This is a genomic window from Leisingera sp. ABM4_101 (assembly GCF_056158725.1).
In genome coordinates, this window is record NZ_JBSWTV010000001.1 from 102918 (window position 1) to 116073 (window position 13156).

15 protein-coding genes are annotated in these 13156 nt (G+C 63.4%); 9 read left to right on the forward strand and 6 right to left on the reverse strand.

The features are described from left to right. Positions 1–44 precede the first annotated feature (44 nt). From ACXAEK_RS00465 to ACXAEK_RS00480, 4 genes are read right to left on the reverse strand one after another with little or no spacing between them, the layout of a single operon-like run. Positions 45–1094, reverse strand: coding sequence for an aromatic ring-hydroxylating dioxygenase subunit alpha (locus tag ACXAEK_RS00465; RefSeq protein WP_475039081.1), 1050 nt, complete (start codon positions 1092–1094; stop codon positions 45–47). Then, positions 1091–1435 carry a carboxymuconolactone decarboxylase family protein gene (locus ACXAEK_RS00470; protein WP_475039082.1) on the reverse strand — a complete coding sequence of 115 codons (345 nt, stop codon included), beginning with the start codon at positions 1433–1435 and terminating at the stop codon, positions 1091–1093. The genes ACXAEK_RS00465 and ACXAEK_RS00470 overlap by 4 nt, the downstream gene beginning before the upstream one ends. A 10-nt stretch (positions 1436–1445) precedes the next feature. Next, the gene (locus ACXAEK_RS00475) at positions 1446–2207 is read right to left on the reverse strand and encodes an amino acid ABC transporter permease (protein ID WP_475036135.1); all 762 of its coding nucleotides are present in this window, start codon (positions 2205–2207) and stop codon (positions 1446–1448) included. Between the two features lie 16 nt (positions 2208–2223). Then, on the reverse strand, positions 2224–2997 hold the full coding sequence (locus tag ACXAEK_RS00480) for an amino acid ABC transporter ATP-binding protein (protein ID WP_475039083.1): 774 nt from the start codon (positions 2995–2997) through the stop codon (positions 2224–2226). A gap of 115 nt (positions 2998–3112) precedes the next feature. Here ACXAEK_RS00480 and ACXAEK_RS00485 point away from each other — a divergent pair, with 115 nt between their 5' ends. Further along, a complete protein-coding gene (locus ACXAEK_RS00485) occupies positions 3113–3883 on the forward strand; it encodes a transporter substrate-binding domain-containing protein (protein ID WP_475039085.1) in 771 nt (256 codons plus the stop codon). Positions 3884–3913: 30 nt separating this feature from the next. On the opposite strand, the gene ACXAEK_RS00490 is transcribed toward ACXAEK_RS00485, so the two are convergent. After that, positions 3914–4522 carry a helix-turn-helix domain-containing protein gene (locus ACXAEK_RS00490; RefSeq protein ID WP_475039086.1) on the reverse strand — a complete coding sequence of 203 codons (609 nt, stop codon included), beginning with the start codon at positions 4520–4522 and terminating at the stop codon, positions 3914–3916. A gap of 66 nt (positions 4523–4588) precedes the next feature. Between ACXAEK_RS00490 and ACXAEK_RS00495 the strand changes: the two genes are divergently transcribed. Continuing rightward, positions 4589–5332, forward strand: coding sequence for a creatininase family protein (locus ACXAEK_RS00495; RefSeq protein ID WP_475039087.1), 744 nt, complete (start codon positions 4589–4591; stop codon positions 5330–5332). Between the two features lie 65 nt (positions 5333–5397). Here the strand turns inward: ACXAEK_RS00495 and ACXAEK_RS00500 are convergent, their stop codons facing one another. Continuing rightward, on the reverse strand, positions 5398–6084 hold the full coding sequence (locus ACXAEK_RS00500; protein ID WP_475039089.1) for a GntR family transcriptional regulator: 687 nt from the start codon (positions 6082–6084) through the stop codon (positions 5398–5400). Positions 6085–6192: 108 nt separating this feature from the next. On the opposite strand from ACXAEK_RS00500, the gene ACXAEK_RS00505 reads away from it, so the two are divergent. From ACXAEK_RS00505 to ACXAEK_RS00535, 7 genes are all read left to right on the forward strand, one after another. Further along, positions 6193–6795, forward strand: a complete 603-nt coding sequence (locus tag ACXAEK_RS00505; RefSeq protein ID WP_475039090.1) for an amino acid synthesis family protein — start codon at positions 6193–6195, stop codon at positions 6793–6795. Then, positions 6767–7570: an alpha/beta fold hydrolase gene (locus tag ACXAEK_RS00510; protein WP_475039091.1), complete on the forward strand. Its 804-nt coding sequence runs from the start codon at positions 6767–6769 to the stop codon at positions 7568–7570. The genes ACXAEK_RS00505 and ACXAEK_RS00510 overlap by 29 nt, the downstream gene beginning before the upstream one ends. Further along, positions 7567–8493, forward strand: coding sequence for a flavin reductase (locus tag ACXAEK_RS00515; protein ID WP_475039093.1), 927 nt, complete (start codon positions 7567–7569; stop codon positions 8491–8493). The genes ACXAEK_RS00510 and ACXAEK_RS00515 overlap by 4 nt, the downstream gene beginning before the upstream one ends. Next, complete coding sequence (locus ACXAEK_RS00520) at positions 8490–9527, forward strand: LLM class flavin-dependent oxidoreductase (RefSeq protein WP_475039094.1); 1038 nt, start codon at positions 8490–8492, stop codon at positions 9525–9527. Before ACXAEK_RS00515 ends, ACXAEK_RS00520 begins: the two co-directional genes overlap by 4 nt. A 12-nt stretch (positions 9528–9539) precedes the next feature. After that, positions 9540–11003, forward strand: coding sequence for an aldehyde dehydrogenase (locus tag ACXAEK_RS00525; protein WP_475039095.1), 1464 nt, complete (start codon positions 9540–9542; stop codon positions 11001–11003). A gap of 248 nt (positions 11004–11251) precedes the next feature. Then, positions 11252–12526: a flavin-containing monooxygenase gene (locus ACXAEK_RS00530; RefSeq protein ID WP_475039097.1), complete on the forward strand. Its 1275-nt coding sequence runs from the start codon at positions 11252–11254 to the stop codon at positions 12524–12526. A 135-nt stretch (positions 12527–12661) separates the two neighbouring features. Continuing rightward, positions 12662–13078 carry a RidA family protein gene (locus ACXAEK_RS00535; RefSeq protein ID WP_475039098.1) on the forward strand — a complete coding sequence of 139 codons (417 nt, stop codon included), beginning with the start codon at positions 12662–12664 and terminating at the stop codon, positions 13076–13078. Positions 13079–13156: the final 78 nt, after the last annotated feature.

Here is a 13156-nt window from a genome sequence, read left to right on the forward strand (position 1 = left end):
CGATTTTTCATGGCCGTTTCCCTTGCAGGGAAACGGCGACGCTGTCAGCCGGCCTCAGCCTTGATCTGCCGGGCAACCCGGGTGCGGAAGCGCATCGCGCCTGCGTCCAGCCCGAGATTGATATAGGGGGTCTTGCGTTTCGCCATGCCGGTCTGGACGTATTCCAGCACGTCCTTGTCCTCGGTAAAGGCCATGATGGCGCCTTCGAACATGCGCTGGGACATCGCCTCGTCGTCTGCGTGCATGTTGCGGTGCTGGAACCAGAAATAGCGCGAGTGTCCTGCGTCCACCGGGGTAATGAAGTTATAAGAGATGTTCACGAAGGCATTCGGCGACAGGGGCTTGTCCTTGCCGCCTTCGCCCTGGGGCGCATAGACTGACATGTTGATGGCGGTGGCGGGCAGGCGGCATTCGTAATGCTGCTTGCGGTCGCATGTGGGGCCGAAGGGCAGCATCGGTTTGTAATAGGGCGGCGGCGCCTCATCCAGCACCCAGCGGGAGACGATGACGCCGTCCTCCGTTTCTTCCAGATCCAGCGGCCGGTTGTCGGTGCCGGCCCCGGCGAATGAGGTCAGATGCACCCAGGCCACATGGCTGGGATCCAGCAGATTGTCGGTGATGTAGAGATAGTGGCAGGCCATCTCCATCGCACCCTTTTGGGTCTTGCCCCAGGACGGATTGTCAAAATTGGGAATGTCGATGATCTGGCCGCGGTCGGCCTGTTGCGGATCGCCCATCCACAGCCACAGGAATCCCCAGCGGTCCTCTGCCGGGTAGGAATGCACCGCTGCCCGGCGCGGCGGGTTGTCGAGCTGGGTCGGGGCAATCACGCATTCGCCGCTGCAGTCAAAGGTCAGCCCGTGATAGCCGCAGACCACATGGTCGCCCTCGATGGTGCCGCGCGACAGGGGCAGTTTGCGGTGCGGGCAGGCGTCCTCCAGCGCAATCGCCTTGCCTTGGGTGTCGCGGTAGATCACGATCTGCTCTTCCAGCATGGTGAGCGCGGTCAGCTCACGCCCGAAATCCTCGCTGCGCCCGGCCACATACCAGCAGTTTTTCACATAGCCTTCGCCGCCGATCAGATCCGGTCTCATGGCTGCCCCTCTGAGAACACGTCAAAGGCTTTCAGCGCCTTGGCGCTGTAGGCATAAGACGGCCCGCCGCCCATGTAGGTGGCCATGGCGAGCGCTTCGCACAGCTCCTCGCGAGTGGCACCCAGGCGCACCAGGGAGCGCACATGAAAGCCGATGCAGCTGTCGCAGCGGGTGGCGATGGCGATGCCGAGCGCCATGAATTCCTTGGTCTTCTCGCTCAGCGCGCCGTCCTTTTTGGCGGCCTGGCCCATGATGCCGAAACCGCGCACGGTGTCGGGGACTTCCTTGGAAAAGGTGCCGATATTGGCCTCAGTCTCGGCCATGAAAGTTTTCCAGTCCATGTGTCTCTCCTCAGCCTCTTTCGTCCGATCCCATGCGGCGTTCCAGCCAGCGCACGCCGGCACTGATGATCAGAACCAGCACCAGGTATTCGAGGATCAGCAGGGTGTAGATTTCCAGCGGGCGGTATTCGCTGACCACCAGCTCATTGGCGCGGCGGGTCAGTTCCTGCATGCCGATGACGGAGGCAAAGGCGCTCATCTTGACGATGTAGATGAACTGGTTTGCCAGCGGTGGCAGGATACGGCGGATCGCCTGCGGCAGGATCACGTAACGCATCGTTTGCAGGTAGTTGAGGCCGATGGTCTGAGCGGCCTCGGTCTGGCCCTTGGCAATCGACTGGATACCGGCGCGGTAAATCTCGGCGGTAAAGGCGCTGTCGGAAAGCGCCAGGGTGATGATCGCGCCCCAGAACGGGTCGATCGGCACGTTCATCCCCATCTCGCGGAAGATGATCGGCAGGCCGTAGAAGACCCAGAACAGCATCGGCAGCAGCGGGATCGAGCGGATGAACTCCACATAGATTCGGTTCACCATCCGCCAGCCGCGGCTTTTGGCGAGGCCGGGCAGGGCGACGATCAGGCCAAGGCCAATGGAGATCGCGGCGGCGATCACCGAGATCAGGATGGTGTCGCCCATGCCGGAAATCAGGAATTTCACATTCACCCAGCCGCTGGGGGTCATCGGGTTGATGACATACCAACCCCAGGTCGAGGAACTGGAACAGCCGGCCAGCGCCAGCAGCGGCAGCAAAAGGATCAGGGTCTTTTTCATTTCGGGATCCTTCCGGTCAGTGCTGCAGGATCTGCGACAGGAATTTCTGGCAGCGCGGCGAGCGGGGGGAGCCGAAGAATTCCTCTGGCGGGCCCTGTTCGACGATTTCGCCTGCGTCCATGAACACCATCTGGTCGGCCACTTTGCGGGCAAAGCCCATTTCGTGAGTGACCACCACCATGGTCATGCCTTCCTCGGCCAGTTCCACCATCACATCCAGCACTTCGGAGATCATCTCGGGATCCAGAGCGGAGGTTGGCTCGTCAAACAGCAGGACCTTGGGCTCCATGCAAAGCGAACGCGCAATCGCTACCCGCTGCTGCTGGCCGCCGGACAGCTGGCCGGGGCGCTTGCGCGCCTGATCCGGGATGTGGACACGCTCCAGATAGTGCATCGCCTTTGCCTCGGCCTCCGCCTTGGACATGCCGCGGGCCTTGATGGGCCCCAGCGTCAGGTTCTCCAGCACTGTCAGATGCGGGAACAGGTTGAACTGCTGGAACACCATGCCGACCTCGGACCGGATCGCGGCCACGGATTGCGGATCGTTGGTCAGCTCGATCCCGTCGACACGGATGATGCCCTTTTGATGTTCCTCCAGCCGGTTGATGCAACGGACCACAGTGGACTTGCCGGAGCCGGACGGCCCGCAGATCACAACCTTTTCACCGGAGCGGATCGACAGGTTGATGTCCTTCAGCACATGAAACGTGCCATACCACTTGTTGACACCGCGCAATTCAATTGCGGTTTCCGGCGCGGTATCCGTATTTGGCTGGGCGTTCCCTGGCATATTTTTCTTCCCAAGAAAAATTTTTCTTGAGGTTAACTGCCTGCTTGCCGTTAAATCAAGCATCAAATCTGCTACTTTTCCTAGGCAACCAGAAACGCACCAACGGGAGATATCAATGAAACGCTTTATCAAGGCCGTGGCAGCTGCGGCTGTGACTGTGGCGCTGGCGGGGGCTGTGCAGGCGCAGTCTGCCCTGAACGAGATTTTGGATACCGGCGTGCTGAAGGTCGGCACCACTGGCGACTGGAACCCAATGACGCTGCGCGATCCGGCGACCAACAGCTACAAGGGCTATGACATTGATATCATGGCCGAGCTTGCCAAGGATCTGGGCGTCGAGGTTGAATTTGTGCCCACCGATTGGAAAACCCTGGTGAATGGCGTGGTTGCAGGCAAGTATCATCTCACCGGCTCGGCCTCGATCTCGCCGCCGCGTATGAAGGTTGCAGGCTTCTCCGACAGCTATATCGCGGTGGAGATTTTTCCGTTCACCACCAAGGACAAGGCGGGGAATTTCTCGGGCTACGACTCGATCAACCAGCCGGGGGTGAAGGTTGCCACCACGCTGGGCACCACCTTTGAAAAGCTGGCACGCGAGTGGTTCCCGGATGCGGACATCAAGGTTGTCGAGGCGCCCGCGCGGGGCTTCCAGGAAGTGCTGGCAGGCCGTGCCGATGTGTTCATCACCTCCAACATCGAAGGCTCCACCCTTGAGGCGAAATTCCCGGTGACCCGCGTTCCGGACACAGGCCCGCGCGCACCGTCGCCGATTGCGATGCTGCTGCCGCAGGATGATCAGGTCTGGATCAACTACGTGAACAACTGGGTCAAGGTGAAGAAAGCCACCGGCTTCTTTGAGGCCAACCGCGAGAAATGGGGGCTGTGAGCCTGCCGCGCAGCCGCTCCGGCGGCTGCGTCAAACCTCGCTGGATTCGGGCTTGGTGACCATGGTGATGAAACTCACCTTGTCCGTTTTCAGCTCCACTGGCCCGTGGGCGTTGCTGGAATCAAAGCTGATGCTGTCGCCGGGCTTCATCTCATAGGTGGCATCGCCGCATTGAAACACCATCTCACCGCTGGTGATATGCATGAACTCCAGCCCGCGGTGACGGTACAGCGGGCGCGGTTTCAACGGCCGTTCCAGGGTCACGGAAAAGCTTTCAAAGCTGACGTGGCTGCCCTCGGCCCGGCCGATCATCTTGTAGGTATGGCCAAAGCCGCTGCCGAGCCGCTGCACGGTCATGCCTTCGCCCGCGGCAACAAAGGACACGTCGGAATGCTCTACAGTGCCGGCAAAGAAGTTGATCAGCGGCGCGCCGATGGCAGCGGCCAAGGCCTCCAGCGTGGAGAGCGAGGCCGAAACCTGGCCGCGTTCGATCTTGGAGATCATCGCGGTGGAGACGCCCGCGCGTTCCGACAGGCCGGCAAGTGTCAGCCCGGCCAGCATCCGGTGGGTTTTGACCGCGGCGCCGACCATCTGGTCCAGCGCGGGTTTTTCGATTTCTGTCGGCGATGAATCTTCCATGGCCTCAGACTATGCCGCGCGCGCGCAAAGGAAAAGCAGCGCGTGGGCAATAGACAGGAGACTGACATGCAGCTTGCCCATATGACCTGGCAGCAGGTGGAGGCGCATCTGGAACGCGGTGTGGCGGTGATGGTGCCGGTGGGGTCGACCGAACAGCACGGGCCGATGGGCATGATCGGCACCGATACGATCTGCGCCGAGGCGGTGGCGCTGCGGGCGGCGGAGTTGTGCGACGCGATTGTTGCGCCTGCGCTGGCCTATACGCCGGCGCCGTTCAACACCGCCTTTCCCGGCACAGTTTCGATGCCGAAGGACCTGTTTCAGGCCCATGCTGCCACGGTGTTCCGCGGGCTGCTGGCACAGGGGTTCGCTGGCGTCTTTGTTGTAAACGGCCACGGTGCGAATGTGGCGCCCTTGCAGCAGGTGTCGCAGGAATTGGCGCCGGGACGGGTGGAAATCCGCAGCTGGTGGGAGCCGGCGGAGGTCAACGCCATGCGCAAGGATCTGTACGGCGCATGGGAAGGGATGCACGCCACCCCGTCCGAGGTCGCGATCACCCAGGCGTTGCTGGGCGCGCTGCCTGCAGGCGGGGCAGCAGACCCGCCGCGCAGGCTGACCCCGGAGTTCATCAAGGCCCATGCCGGCGACCGTCACGGCCCCCCGGAGGAGCACCGGGCGGAGTTTCCGGACGGGCGGGTCGGTTCGCATTCCGCCCTGGCTGATCCGGCGGACGGGGCGCGGCTGCTGGAAGCGGCAGCGCGGGGGATTTGCGAAGATTTCCGCGCGTTCTCGACCGGTGCGGATGTCTGAAGCAACCGGTTGATCAGCCGTTCGGGCGCATGGGTCAGGGCAGGCTGCCCATGCGGAAAACGCAGTCAGCTGGCCGGGATTTCTTCGGCCAAAAGCCGCTGCGCGGTGCGCTTGGCATCGCTGAGATGCTGTTCAATCGCCGCCCGCGCCGCCGCTTCATCACCCGAGACGATGGCTTCGCAAATGTCCTGCATATGCGCCGGGCCGGGTTTTTCGCGGTCACCGGTCGACAGCGTGACCGCCCGCAGCCGGCTGATGCGCCCGTTCAAGCGCTGAGCGACTTCCCAGGCGACGCTGTGGCCGGCGCCTTCAAAGATGATCCGGTAGAAATCCGTCGTGGCCCGCAGCATCGGGCCGGGCACGCCTGACACCACGGCCTCTTGCAGCTGGTGCAGCGCGTCTCTCAGCTGTGCTGCCAGATCCGGGGTCATGTTGCGTGCGCAGGCGGTGGCGGCGGCGGTCTCCAGCATCTGGCGGATGTCGTAGATCTGCCGTGCGTCGGCCCAGGTGAGCTGCGCCACGATCGGCCCCTTGCCGGGCAGGATCTCCACCAGCCCCTCCGCCTCCAAATACCGGATCGTCTCGCGCACCACAGTGCGGCTGACGCCAAGCTGGTCGCACAGCGGCCGCTCCACCAGCCGTTCGCCGGGGGCAAACTGACCGGAGATGATCGCCTCGCGCATCCGCTCCTGCACGATATCGCGCAGGGTCTGCGGCGGTTGTTCAATTTTGCGCATTACGGGGCTGGTCATGACTATCTCCGATAGCAGCCCAGTCAGAAGGGAACAAGTGTGCATTGACATACGGTCAGATGGTATACCATATTACGGCAACTGGAATCAGACAGGAAAGACCCGCCTATGCCCGCCGAAATCCGCAAGACGCTGCTGCATGTCGAAGAAACCCTGATCGAGGGCGGCAAGGCAGCGGAACAGCCGCTCAAGATGATTGCCGCGGTGGCGGTGATCAAAAACCCCTGGGCCGGGCAGGGCTTTGTCGAGGATCTGCGCCCGGCGATCCATGACTGCGCGCCGGGTCTGGGCGAAAAGCTGACCGCGATGATCCTGGAAGCCGCAGGCGGCGGCGATAAGGTCGAGGGCTACGGCAAGTCCGCCATCGTCGGCGTCAATGGCGAGGTGGAGCATGCCTCTGCCCTCATTCACACGCTGCGCTTCGGCAACCACTTCCGCGAGGCCGTGGGCGCGAAATCCTACCTCGCCTTTACCAACACCCGCGGGCCGGCCAATGCCGCGCTACAGATCCCGCTGATGGACAAGAACGACGGCGGCAGGCGCAGCCATTATCTGACCATCCAGCTGTCGGTCGCGGATGCGCCGGCCCCGGACGAGATCGTGATCGCGCTTGGCGCCTCTATCGGCGGGCGGCCGCATCACCGCATCGGTGACCGTTATCAGGACCTGAAGGAACTGGGCCATGACGCCGACAACCCTGCCGCTGTCTGAGCCTTTTGGGCCTGTCACCTGCCAGCGGGCAGGAACAGGCGCACCGCTGGTGCTGATCCACGGGGTCGGCATGCAGTCGGCAGCCTGGGGGCCGCAGATTGAGGCCTTTGCGCCGACCCATGAAGTAATTGCGCTGGACATGCCCGGCCATGGCGGCAGCGCACCGCTGCCTGCAGGCGCGGAGCTGCCGGAATACGTGGCCTGGCTGCACGCCGTGCTGCAGGTGCTGGGCTTGGGGCCTGTTTCATTGGCAGGCCACTCCATGGGCGCGCTGATCGCCGGCGGTTATGCGGTGTCCCATCCCGAGGCTGTTGCGCGTGTTGGATTGCTGAACGGCGTTTACCGCCGCTCCTCCAAAGCGCGGGAGGCAGTCGTGGCCCGCGCAAAGCAGATCCGCGACGGCAGCTTTGATCTGGAAACCCCGCTGGCCCGCTGGTTCGGGGAGAGCGAGTCAGACCAGCAGGCCCGGAAGCTGGTGGCGGAATGGCTGTCCTGCGTGGACCTCAAGGGGTACGCGACAGCGTATTCCGCATTTGCCTGGGGTGACAGCACCTATGCGGACGGATTTTCTGGTATCGCTTGCCCGCTGCTGGCGCTGACCGGCGATGGCGATCCGAACTCGACGCCCGATATGGCGCATGCGATGGCCGCTGCCGCGCCGCAGGGCAGGGCGGTTGTCATCGAAGGCCACCGGCATATGGTCAACCTGACAGCCCCCGCCGAGGTCAACGCCGCCCTGCGGGACTGGCTGAACACCGAAGGAGCGACGTCATGAGCGATATCGACCCGCGCGCCCTGCGCAATGCATTCGGCACCTTCATGACCGGCGTCACCGTGGTGACAACCCATGACCCGGACGGAAGCCCCATTGGCTTTACCGCCAACTCCTTCACCTCCGTGTCGCTGGACCCGCCGTTGGTGTTGGTGTGCATTGCAAACTCCTCCAGCAACTACGCTGCCTTCGATCAGGCCGCGGGATTTGCCGTCAACGTGCTGGCGGAGGACCAGAAGGACGTCTCCAACACCTTCGCCCGGCCGGTTGAGGACCGCTTTGCCGCCGTCAGCTGGCAGAAAGGGCCGCAAGGCAGCCCGGTCTTTGAGGGCGTCTCTGCCTGGTTCGACTGCTCCATGCACAACCGGGTTGAGGCCGGTGATCACCTGATCCTGATCGGCCGGGTCGAGGCGTTCGAGACCTCACCCGCGCCGGGGCTGGGTTATGCCCGCGGCGCCTATGTGACCGCCGCCGCAGAGGCTGAGGCACTGAGCCAGGGTGCCAAGCTCATCGTCTCGGCATTGATCGAGCATGAGGGCAAGGTGCTGCTCATGGGCAATGAGCAGGGCAAGCTGACGCTGCCGGAAATCCGGGTTGGCAAGGAGGGCGCCTCTGCCGCCCTGGCCAAGCTGATCGCGGACACTGGCGTCGAGGCTGAGCCGGGGTTCATCTATTCCGTCTACGAAGACAAAGCGCGCGAACATCAGCACATCTCGTTTCTGTGCCAATCGGCTGGCGGCACACCGGCCAAGGGTGTTTTCACTGCCCTGACCCAATCCACGCTGATGGACATTGCCGACGCGGCGATGTGCACCATGCTGGAGCGGTTCGCCAGTGAGGCCCGGATGGGCAATTTCGGGGTGTATTATGGCAATCAGACCACCGGGCAGGTCCGCCCCGTGGCGACAGGGAGCAAGGGCGCATGAAATTTTCCCTCTTTGCGCATATGGAGCGGATTTCCGCGGCAGACGATCAAAAGCGGCTTTATGACGAGTTCATCCAGCTGTGCAAAATTGCCGATGACGGCGGTATGCATGCGGTCTGGACGGGTGAGCATCACGGGATGAACTTCACCATTTCGCCGAACCCGTTCCTGAACCTCATCGACGTGGCGCGGCACACCAAGAACGTGCGGCTGGGCACGGGGACGGTGATTGCGCCGTTCTGGCATCCGATCCGGCTGGCGGGCGAGGCGGCGATGACCGATATCATCACCGAGGGCCGCCTCGACCTGGGCATCGCGCGCGGGGCCTATTCGTATGAATACGAACGCATGATGCCCGGCATGGATGCCTGGGAGGCCGGCCAGCGGATGCGGGAGCTGATCCCGGCTGTGCAGGGCCTGTGGCAGGGCGACTACGCGCAGGAGGGGGAGTTTCATTCCTTCCCGGAAACCACATCCTCGCCGAAGCCGCTGCAGCAGGACGGTCCGCCGATCTGGGTGGCGGCGCGCGACCCGAACAGCCATGAATTCGCGGTGGCCAATGGCTGCAACGTGCAGGTGACGCCGCTGTGGAAGGGCGACGAGGAAATCGCCGATCTGATGGGCAAGTTCAACGATGCCTGCGCTAAGCACAGTGATGTGCCGCGGCCCAAGATCATGCTGCTGCAGCACACCTATGTGGCCGACAGCGCCGAGGATGTGAAACGCGGGGCGGAGGAGCTGAACCGGTTTTACAACTACTTCGGGGCCTGGTTCATGAACAAGCGCGACGTCAGCCAGGGCTTGATTGATCCGCTGAGCGACGAGGAGATCGCCGCGCATCCGTTCTACTCGCCCGAGGCGATGGAGCGCGATCTGGTGATCGGCGAACCCGCAGCGGTGATCGAGCGGCTGAAAAACTATGAGGCGCTGGGGTATGATGAATACTCGTTCTGGATCGACAGCAGCATGAGCTTCGAGCGCAAGAAAGCCTCGCTTGAGCGGTTCATCACCGAAGTCATGCCCGCGTTTCAGTAAGGGAGCCTGAGAATGCAGACCTTCCAGCAGTACATTGGCGGCGCGTTTGAGGACGCAGGGGAAACTTTCGAGAGCCTCGATCCGGCCACCGGCAAACCCTGGGCGCAGATGCCTGCCGCTTCGGCGTCTGATGTGGACAGGGCGGTGCGGGCTGCGGAGGCTGCGTTCTTCTCGCCAGAATGGGCCGGGATGACGGCCACCCAGCGTGGCAAGCTGCTGATGCGGCTGGCCGATCTGGTGGCGGAACACGCCCCCCGGCTGGCCGAGCTGGAAACCCGCGACACAGGCAAGATCATCCGCGAGACCTCGGCCCAGATCGCCTATGTGGCGGAATACTACCGCTACTACGCAGGGCTGGCGGACAAGATCGAGGGCGCGCATCTGCCGATTGATAAACCGGACATGGAGGTCTGGCTGCGGCGCGAGCCGGTGGGGGTGGTGGCCGCCATCGTGCCGTGGAACTCGCAGCTGTTCCTGTCCGCTGTCAAAATCGGTCCGGCGCTGGCGGCGGGCTGCACGGTGGTCTTGAAGGCGTCGGAGGAAGGCCCGGCGCCGATGCTGGAATTTGCCCGGATTTTTGATCAGGCAGGCTTCCCGCCTGGTGTCTTCAACGTCATCACCGGCGGGCCGGAGGCGGGCGCGGCGCTCACCAGCCATGGCAAGGTCGCCCATGTGGCCTTTACCGGCGGGCCGGAAACCGCGCGCCATATCGTGCGCAATTCGGCAGAAAACCTCGCCTCCACCTCGCTGGAGCTGGGTGGCAAATCGCCCTTCATCGTGTTTGATGACGCCGATTTGGAAAGCGCGGTGAACGCGCAGGTGTCGGGGATATTTGCTGCCACCGGGCAAAGCTGCGTCGCAGGCTCCCGCCTGGTGATCCAGAAGGGGATCAAGGATGCCTTCCTGGCCCGGCTGAAGGAGAAAGCCGAAGCGGTGGTGATCGGTGCGCCGGACGACATGGCAACCGAAGTGGGGCCGCTCTGCACCCTGAAGCAGCGTGAGCATGCCCTGCTGCTGATAGAGGCCTCGGTTGAGGCCGGGGCCAAGCTGATCACCGGCGGCACCGTTCCGGAAGGGGAGGGGTTCTATTTCCCGCCGACGGTGCTGGACTGTTCGGATGCGCCAGAGGCGCCCTGCCTGTCGACTGAGTTCTTTGGTCCCGTCCTGTCGGTGGTCGAATTCGAGACCGAGGCAGAGGCGATGGAGATCGCCAACAATACCGCCTTTGGCCTGGCTTCGGGCGTGTTCACCCAGAGCCTCACCCGCGCGCACCGGATGATCCGGGGCATCCGCGCGGGCATCGTCTGGGTCAACACCTATCGCGCCGTCAGCCCGATTGCGCCTTTTGGGGGCCACGGCCTGTCCGGCCACGGGCGCGAGGGCGGGCTGCAGGCGGCGCTGGACTACACCAAGGTCAAGGCGGTCTGGCTGCGCACCAGCGACGATCCGATTCCGGATCCCTTTGTGATGCGCTAACCCTCTTCCCGCCGGACGCAAGCAACTGATCCGCTCTTCATCTGGCTAAAATATCCTCGGGGGAGCGCGAGGGGGCAGACAGCCCCCTCGTTAACGCGCTGAAACCAAACGGAACCACCCTGCTTAGCTCCACGCGAACCAGAGGTAAGCCATAGATTTCTTTTTCCTGACCCGGGGCTGTGGAATTCCTGTTGAGGAAGACCGGCGGGGATGCCGCCCGCGCTGAAGTGTCAGGAGAGGGTTTGGAGATGGCGATTGAAAAGACAGACACGCTGGTTGTCGGTGCAGGCCAGGCCGGTGTGGCCATGAGCGAGCATCTGACAAGCCACGGCGTGCCGCATCTGGTGCTGGAAAAGAACCGCATTGCCGAGGCCTGGCGGACGGGCCGCTGGGATTCGCTGGTGGCCAACGGTCCGGCCTGGCATGACCGGTTTCCGAACTTGGAGTTTACCGGCACCGATCCCGAAGCCTTTGCCGGAAAGGAGCGGATCGCAGATTACTTTGTGGAATACGCCGAACGCTTCAACGCGCCGATCCGCACCGGGGTTGAGGTGAAACGGGCTGAACGTATCGAAGGCGCTGGCGGTTTCCGGGTTGAAACCTCTGACGGGGTGATTGAGGCGCAGCGGATCGTGGCGGCCACCGGCGCCTTTCAGCAGCCGGTGATCCCGCCGCTGGTGCCGGAAGGGGCAGCGGTGCACCAGCTGCACTCCTTCCACTATCGCAACCCGGATCAGCTGCCTGCGGGTGCGGTGCTGGTTGTTGGCGCAGGGTCCTCCGGTGCGCAAATCGCTGATGAGCTGAACCGGGCGGGCCGCAAGGTCTATCTCTCGGTTGGCCCGCACGACCGCCCGCCGCGCATGTACCGCGGCCGCGATTTTGTCTGGTGGCTGGGGGTGCTGGGCCTGTGGGACCAGGCGGCGCTGGAGCCGGGCAAAGAGCATGTGACGATTTCTGTCAGCGGCGCCTATGGCGGCCAGACCATGGATTTCCGCCGGCTGGCAGGCGAGGGCGTGACACTGCTGGGCCTGACAGAGGCCTATGAGGGCGGCACCATGCGCTTTGCAGGCGACCTGCAGGAGAACATCGCGGCGGGGGATGCCGATTACTTGAAGATGCTGGATCTGGCCGACGCCTATGTGGCGCGCACCGGGATTGATCTGCCGGAGGAGCCGCAAGCGCGCAAGGCCTTCCCGGATCCGGACAGCCTGACCCATCCGCTCCGCACGCTGGATCTGGCAAAGGAAGGCATCACGACGATCCTTTGGGCCACCGGTTTCCGCCAGGACTTCACCTGGATGCAGGTGGATGCCTTTGACGCCCGGGGCCGCCCGCAGCATCAGCGCGGGGTGTCGGCAGAGCCGGGGATCTACTTTCTGGGCCTGCCCTGGCAGTCGCGGCGCGGTTCGACCTTTATCTGGGGCGTCTGGCACGATGCCAAATATGTGGCTGACCAGATTGCCATCCAGCGCCACTACGAAGCCTACCGCGGTCCCGGTGCGGCCCGTGCGGACGCACTGTGAGCGCTGGCTTAGCCGCAGCCGAAGCAAGGGATAGCCAGACGGTGCTTTGGCAGCCCTGCCGGGCATGGCAGTTTTGCCGCCAAAGTCCCGGTCCGGCCCGCCAGCCCCGCCATCCCGTCACATCAGGAGGATTTCATGGCCCATACCCGCATCCGCAAGTTCAACACGTCAGACACCTACCCGGAACAGAACCTGGACAACGACCTGTGCCAGGCGGTGGTGACCACCGGCGGCAAGACCGTTTACCTGCGCGGCCAATGCCCGCAGAACCTGGACGATGCCAAGAACATCGACAGCCATGATCCGGTCGAGCAGACCCATAAGGTGATGCAGAACATCAAGCAGCTGATTGAGGAAGCGGGCGGTTCGATGGAGCATCTGGTCAAGGTAGTGGTCTATATCACCGATGTGCGCCACCGCGAGGCGGTCTACCGCACCATGGGCGAGTACATCAAAGGGGTGCATCCGGTGTCCACCGGGCTGGTGGTGCAGGCGCTGGCGCGGCCGGAGTGGCTGGTGGAGATCGACGGCACGGCGGTTATTCCGGACTAACAGCAGATTGCGTCCGGGATTGAGGGCGGGAACGAGGGGGCTGCCTGCCCCCTCGCGCTCCCCCGGGGAGTATTTTTG

Coding starts and splice junctions, on each gene's coding strand:
- ACXAEK_RS00465 (WP_475039081.1), bottom strand. CDS start 1,094: ATGAGACCGGATCTGATCGGCGGCGAAGGCTATGTGAAAAACTGCTGG.
- ACXAEK_RS00470 (WP_475039082.1), bottom strand. CDS start 1,435: ATGGACTGGAAAACTTTCATGGCCGAGACTGAGGCCAATATCGGCACC.
- ACXAEK_RS00475 (WP_475036135.1), bottom strand. CDS start 2,207: ATGAAAAAGACCCTGATCCTTTTGCTGCCGCTGCTGGCGCTGGCCGGC.
- ACXAEK_RS00480 (WP_475039083.1), bottom strand. CDS start 2,997: ATGCCAGGGAACGCCCAGCCAAATACGGATACCGCGCCGGAAACCGCA.
- ACXAEK_RS00485 (WP_475039085.1), top strand. CDS start 3,113: ATGAAACGCTTTATCAAGGCCGTGGCAGCTGCGGCTGTGACTGTGGCG.
- ACXAEK_RS00490 (WP_475039086.1), bottom strand. CDS start 4,522: ATGGAAGATTCATCGCCGACAGAAATCGAAAAACCCGCGCTGGACCAG.
- ACXAEK_RS00495 (WP_475039087.1), top strand. CDS start 4,589: ATGCAGCTTGCCCATATGACCTGGCAGCAGGTGGAGGCGCATCTGGAA.
- ACXAEK_RS00500 (WP_475039089.1), bottom strand. CDS start 6,084: ATGACCAGCCCCGTAATGCGCAAAATTGAACAACCGCCGCAGACCCTG.
- ACXAEK_RS00505 (WP_475039090.1), top strand. CDS start 6,193: ATGCCCGCCGAAATCCGCAAGACGCTGCTGCATGTCGAAGAAACCCTG.
- ACXAEK_RS00510 (WP_475039091.1), top strand. CDS start 6,767: ATGACGCCGACAACCCTGCCGCTGTCTGAGCCTTTTGGGCCTGTCACC.
- ACXAEK_RS00515 (WP_475039093.1), top strand. CDS start 7,567: ATGAGCGATATCGACCCGCGCGCCCTGCGCAATGCATTCGGCACCTTC.
- ACXAEK_RS00520 (WP_475039094.1), top strand. CDS start 8,490: ATGAAATTTTCCCTCTTTGCGCATATGGAGCGGATTTCCGCGGCAGAC.
- ACXAEK_RS00525 (WP_475039095.1), top strand. CDS start 9,540: ATGCAGACCTTCCAGCAGTACATTGGCGGCGCGTTTGAGGACGCAGGG.
- ACXAEK_RS00530 (WP_475039097.1), top strand. CDS start 11,252: ATGGCGATTGAAAAGACAGACACGCTGGTTGTCGGTGCAGGCCAGGCC.
- ACXAEK_RS00535 (WP_475039098.1), top strand. CDS start 12,662: ATGGCCCATACCCGCATCCGCAAGTTCAACACGTCAGACACCTACCCG.